The sequence below is a fragment of the Luteibacter sp. P4_D7_3 genome (genome assembly GCF_056401735.1).
Genome location: NZ_JBFUIT010000283.1, coordinates 1 through 5,066, shown reverse-complemented (window position 1 = coordinate 5,066; position 5,066 = coordinate 1). Strand labels below are relative to the sequence as shown.

Genomic DNA, 5,066 nt, shown 5'->3' with positions numbered 1-5,066 from the left:
GTGCGACACAACTCCATTGAGCCTCGTTCTCAAGTAAGGATCGGGCCCTGCCGGGCGCTCTCTGGCGCCCGGGGATTTCTTGCGGCGAGATAGGCTGACAAGAGGGGAATGTCATGGATGCGTTGCGCGGGGACGGAGCGCGGGTTTGACGCCGCCGCCATCAATGCGGACCTAACGCATCCACCGGCGCGGCGCTCTTCTCCCAAGACAAGCGGGCATGCGCCTCAGCAGCGCAATGCGCCCCCATCTGCGTCAACGCCGCGATGGCATCAAGCGACAGCGCCATGCGCCGACAATCGATGGTGTCCGACTCGTGCACGAATTCAGCGAGCAGTTCCGTGAGTCCACGCGCGTACTGCAGTAGCTCGGCTGCGTTGTTGAGAAGTTCGTTCGCCGTGGCGTCCGGGTCGGCGTAATAACGGGCGCGGCCGACCACCCCGTGACCGTAGCAAAACAACATTGGGTTGTCTGTAGGTGCGAGTGTGCAACGTAGACGATCGGGTCACTGCGCCAGACGACCCGCAATCGTGTTCCGGCGATTGTTTGCGCGTGATTGCGAAAGTCCTCAGCATCAAGGATCGCATCTCTCCTTCGATGCATTGTGAGCATTGCCTGATAGACGAGCCAACAATCACCAGCGTAAGCTTTTCGGCACAAGCGCACTGTTCGATTTCTGCACGCGCGCGTACGGGTCTCGCGCAACATTTGGTTGGAAGGAGTGGCTACACATGCATACCGGCGGAACTGTGAATAACCGGCCTCCGAGTTTCTCGGACGACGTATTGCGCGACGATCTTCTGATGCAGCAAGGACAGGGAGTCGTCGGCATGCTTGTCCAGATCACAAGCTCGCAGGCCCGTCTTGAGCAACGCATCGCCGGCGTGAGCACTGACATCACTGATCTCAAAGCCACTGTCGCGAATGTGAGTGTCGACGTGAAAGATCTCATGCAATGGAAAAACAGGCTGTGGGGCATGGTGATCGTCCTTGGCGGAATCGCCGCCGGGACCGGAGGGATCTGGACCCTTGTCGATAAGCACATCGTGTGGACTTCCGGAGTGCCGGCTAACGTGACGCCTACCGCACCCGCGGCTCAAAATAGAGTCAACGCAGGAGCTCAATGAGAGACGAGTGCGACTACCTGTAGGAAGTCCCGAGGGCTTGTCCGAAATCGACGCTACCGACCGTCTCGGTCACCCGGAGGCGGCGCACACGGTGATAACTCGTCTCACCGTGTGGGAGCAGGGTACCGGCGCTACGTTACCCACGAAGAAATCCACGCTGAACAGCATTTTCTTGCGGCTCGCAAACTCTCGACGGACGCATGACACTAAGCGTCTTCCTGAGCTCCGAGAACGTCATGCATAAGCCGATTCTCACGTTAGTCCTGTTGGCCCTCACGTCCGTCGCGGCAAGCGCTGAAGACACCCCGAAGGACATCCAGGCGTTGATCGCCCGCGGTGACTACTCCGGTGCGGAAACCGCGCTGCGCCAGACGATTTCCGAGCATCCGACGAGCGCCAAGGCTCACTACATCCTCGCCGAAGTCCTTGCCCATGAAGGCAATATCGGAGAAGCGAAGACCGAGGCGACCAAGGCGGCGACCCTGGACCCGGCGACCAAGTTCACGGACCCGGCCAAGTTCCAGCACTTCCAGCACGAGCTGGATGCCGCGCTCGCGCCGCCTTCCGCCCGGCCCGCGGCGGTGGCTCCCGCGCGTTTCACTGAGCCCCAGCCGGCTGCCCGTACCGAAGCTGGTGGCCAGTCGCACATGACGGGCTGGCTGATCGGGGGTGTGATCCTCGTCCTCATTATTTTCTTCCTGATGCGCCGCCGGCAGAATCCGAACAACCAGTTCGGCAACGGCTATTCGCCGGCGCCGCCCATGAACGGTGGTCAGCCTTATGGCGGGAATCCCGGCTATGGCAATCCGGGCTATGCGCCGCCGCCGTCTTCGGGCGTAGGCACGGCCGTCGCGGCCGGCCTGGGTGGCCTGGCCGCCGGTGCGCTTCTCGATGAGGCACTGCGTTCCCATCGCGATGGTGACGAAACGCGCAACGCAGGCGCGAGCGGCTTCGGCAATCTGGGCCCGGATTCGTCGTCGCAGCCGGATCCTTCTGCGCAGGCGTACGACGATCTCCGCGACGACCCGATCGATCTGGGCAACAACGACAGCTCGTGGGACGACAGCTCGTCCGGCGGCGGTGGTGACGACGACAACCAGTGGTGAGATGTCTCGGCCGGTGATTCTCGCTGAAAGGCTAGAATCACCGTTCTTCTGAGCATGCCGGTTCCGTTTGACTTCCTTCCTTCTCGTCCTTGCCGTCGGTCTTGTCGCGGGTTGCCTCAGCGGCGTCATCGGAACCGGCTCCTCGTTGATGCTGCTTCCCGTACTGACGTATCAGTTTGGGCCGAAGCACGCCGTACCGGTCATGGCCGTCGCGGCGGTGATCGCCAACCTTTCGCGCGTTATTGCCTGGTGGAAGGAGATCGACTGGAAGGCCGTGCTGGCCTACGCCGCTCCGGGGGTTCCTGCTGCCGCGCTTGGCGCGCGTACGTTGCTTGCCTTGCCGCCGCGATGGATCGACGCAGGGCTTGGGTTCTTCTTCCTGTCGATGCTGGCCCTCCGCCGGCTTCGCCCTTCGTCCCGGCCGATGCCGCTTTGGGGGCTCTCCCTTTGTGGGGCGGCTATCGGCTTCCTGACGGGGCTCGTCCTGTCGACAGGGCCGCTGAGCGTTCCCGTGTTCACGTCCTACGGTCTGGTGGGCGGGCCGTTCCTCGGCACGGAAGCCACGACGGCCCTTGCGCTGTACCTCAGCAAGGTCACCACGTTCCGGGAAGCCGGTGCGCTGTCCGGGGAGATCGTCGTCCAGGGGCTCATCGTGGGTGCTTCACTGATGATCGGCACGTTTATCGGTAAGGGCATCCTCAGCCGGATTCCAGGCCATCGGTATGCTCACCTTATCGATACGCTGGTTCTTTGTTCCGGCGTTTCGCTATTGTGGGCTGCACTGTCCAACCACGCCTGATCAGGCTGCTTGGTTGCATCGATCCCACGGGGAGCGCCATGTACTGGATCATCACCAAATACCTGATTACTGCCGCCGTGGTGGTCGCCGTTTCCGAAGTGGCGAAGCGTAGCGACCGTCTTGGCGCGCTCCTGGCTTCCTTGCCGCTGGTCACGCTACTCGCGCTCACGTGGCTCTATGTCGAGAAGCAGCCCGCCGAGAAGATTGCCAACCACGCCTGGTACACCTTCTGGTACGTGGTGCCGACATTACCCATGTTCCTGGCGTTTCCCGCTTTGCTCGCACGGTTCGGATTCTGGCCCGCACTGGGTCTCAGTGCGGTTATCACGATCGTGTGCTTCGCGGTCTTTGCCGCATGCGTCAAGCCGTTCGGGATTCGGCTTCTCTGACGTAACGCGCGCCCTCAGGGATGAACGCGCCGCCAGACCACCTCACCATGCGCGCCTTCCGCCGCACCGCTCGAAGGCTTTGCCACCGTGTACGTGAGTTCGTCACCCTTGATGACGAAGCTGCTGTCGCCTCCCTTGCCATCCCAGTTCGGAAACGATGCCTGCGCGATGTGGCTGTGCATGGTCATACCATCGACGCTGACCGTGCCGTAGTGTGCGTTGAAGTCCAAGGAGGCGGCGCGATATTCCTCGGGCGTGCCTTTGGACTTGTCGTTGACCGCGAATGGCATGCGGTTTGCCCGCACGATGTCCATCATGTAGTTGCCCCGGGCATCGATGAGCCACAGGCCTTCGGGATTCGGTCCGTAGAGCTCGGCGCGATGGCCGTCCGGGTAGACGTTGTCGCAACGGACCAGCTTCCAGGCACCCTCGAGGACCCCGGGGCCGGACGATGCGGCGTCAGCGGCGAGGGCCCCGAGCGGTGCGGTGACGAAAGCCAGGGCGGAGGCGAGGGCGAACAGGGAAGGGCGCTTCATGGCAGGAAAGCCTTGGGTTGAGGGTGGGTGGGGTCATCCTCGCCGCCGGCCTCGCATTTGATAATTGGCCTGGTTCTTCATTGACCTTCAATTCTTATTTGAAGATGATCGAGGCCATGAATCGCCTGAGCGACATGCAGCTGCTCGTCGACGCCGCCGATCTGGGTAGCCTGTCGGCGGCTGGGCGCCGCGCGGGTCTGTCTCCGRCCGCCGCCAGCGCGTGTGTCCAGCGGATCGAGGCGGCGGTGGGTGCCCGGTTGTTTGAGCGAACGACGCGCCAACTTCGCCTTACGGATGAAGGTCGCACGTACCTGGGCTACTGCCGCATCGCCATCGACGCGATGAAAGAAGGCGAGCGTGCCGTGCGCAGCGGCACGGATACCGTGAGTGGCACGCTGCGAATTTCGGCCCCCTCGGATCTCGGTCGCAATCTGCTGGTCGACATCCTCGATGGGTTCATGGCGATCCATCCAGGCGTGCGCATCGTTCTTTCGTTGGCCGATTCGATCTCGCGCTTCGTGCCTGATGACGTGGATGTCGCGATTCGCGTCGGTCCGCTCGAGGACAGTGCACTGGTTGCGCGGCACCTGGTCGATAGTCGTCGCGTGGTCTGTGCCTCGCCACAGTGCATCGCGACCCACGGCATGCCGACACGGCCGGAGGATCTTGTCGAACTTCCCACTCTCGTGCTGACGACGAACGCTGGCCCGCGCGACGAGTGGCGCCTGGGTAACGCGACGATACGAGTGCGTCGCTATCACGAGTGCACCGATAGCGAGGTCATCCGCAAGTGGGCCATTCGCGGTCATGGGTTCGCGTACCGGCAGCAATGGGCGGTCGCCGACGACGTTCGCGAAGGGCGCCTGGTGCTGGTGAACGCGCCGGAATGGTCCGCGCCGTCACCGATCCACGCGATGTATCACGCGAATACGTTCCAGCCACCGCGCGTTCGCCGGTTCATCGATTTTCTACAAGCAGCGATGGTGGAGAGACTCTCGTCGACCGGTCTGCCGCATGCTCGTTGACGACGAGCGGGACCGAAGGAAGAATCAGCGCGCCCACAGGGGGCGCTTCTAAAGGGAGCACGGATGAAGAACTTGATCGCGGTACTC

General features: G+C 62.6%; 7 protein-coding genes. 5 read left to right on the top strand and 2 right to left on the bottom strand.

Annotated features, from left to right (window positions below; genetic code table 11):
- Window positions 1-160: 160 nt before the first annotated feature.
- On the bottom strand, window positions 161-460 hold the full coding sequence (locus tag AC1DSN_RS18105) for a hypothetical protein (protein WP_477332041.1): 300 nt from the start codon (window positions 458-460) through the stop codon (window positions 161-163).
- Window positions 461-728: 268 nt separating this feature from the next.
- On the opposite strand from AC1DSN_RS18105, the gene AC1DSN_RS18100 reads away from it, so the two are divergent.
- The 4 genes from AC1DSN_RS18100 to AC1DSN_RS18085 all read left to right on the top strand — a co-directional run bounded on the left by AC1DSN_RS18100 (window position 729) and on the right by AC1DSN_RS18085 (window position 3,418).
- Window positions 729-1,124: a hypothetical protein gene (locus AC1DSN_RS18100; RefSeq protein WP_477332040.1), complete on the top strand. Its 396-nt coding sequence runs from the start codon at window positions 729-731 to the stop codon at window positions 1,122-1,124.
- Between the two features lie 236 nt (window positions 1,125-1,360).
- On the top strand, window positions 1,361-2,230 hold the full coding sequence (locus AC1DSN_RS18095; RefSeq protein WP_477332039.1) for a tetratricopeptide repeat protein: 870 nt from the start codon (window positions 1,361-1,363) through the stop codon (window positions 2,228-2,230).
- Window positions 2,231-2,297: 67 nt separating this feature from the next.
- Window positions 2,298-3,029: a sulfite exporter TauE/SafE family protein gene (locus AC1DSN_RS18090; protein WP_477332037.1), complete on the top strand. Its 732-nt coding sequence runs from the start codon at window positions 2,298-2,300 to the stop codon at window positions 3,027-3,029.
- Window positions 3,030-3,067: 38 nt separating this feature from the next.
- Window positions 3,068-3,418, top strand: a complete 351-nt coding sequence (locus AC1DSN_RS18085) for a DUF3147 family protein (RefSeq protein ID WP_063572188.1) — start codon at window positions 3,068-3,070, stop codon at window positions 3,416-3,418.
- Window positions 3,419-3,432: 14 nt separating this feature from the next.
- Here AC1DSN_RS18085 and AC1DSN_RS18080 read toward each other — a convergent pair whose 3' ends face one another.
- Window positions 3,433-3,954: a lipocalin-like domain-containing protein gene (locus AC1DSN_RS18080; RefSeq protein WP_477298012.1), complete on the bottom strand. Its 522-nt coding sequence runs from the start codon at window positions 3,952-3,954 to the stop codon at window positions 3,433-3,435.
- A gap of 116 nt (window positions 3,955-4,070) precedes the next feature.
- On the opposite strand from AC1DSN_RS18080, the gene AC1DSN_RS18075 reads away from it, so the two are divergent.
- Window positions 4,071-4,979, top strand: a complete 909-nt coding sequence (locus tag AC1DSN_RS18075; RefSeq protein ID WP_477332035.1) for a LysR family transcriptional regulator — start codon at window positions 4,071-4,073, stop codon at window positions 4,977-4,979.
- Window positions 4,980-5,066: the final 87 nt, after the last annotated feature.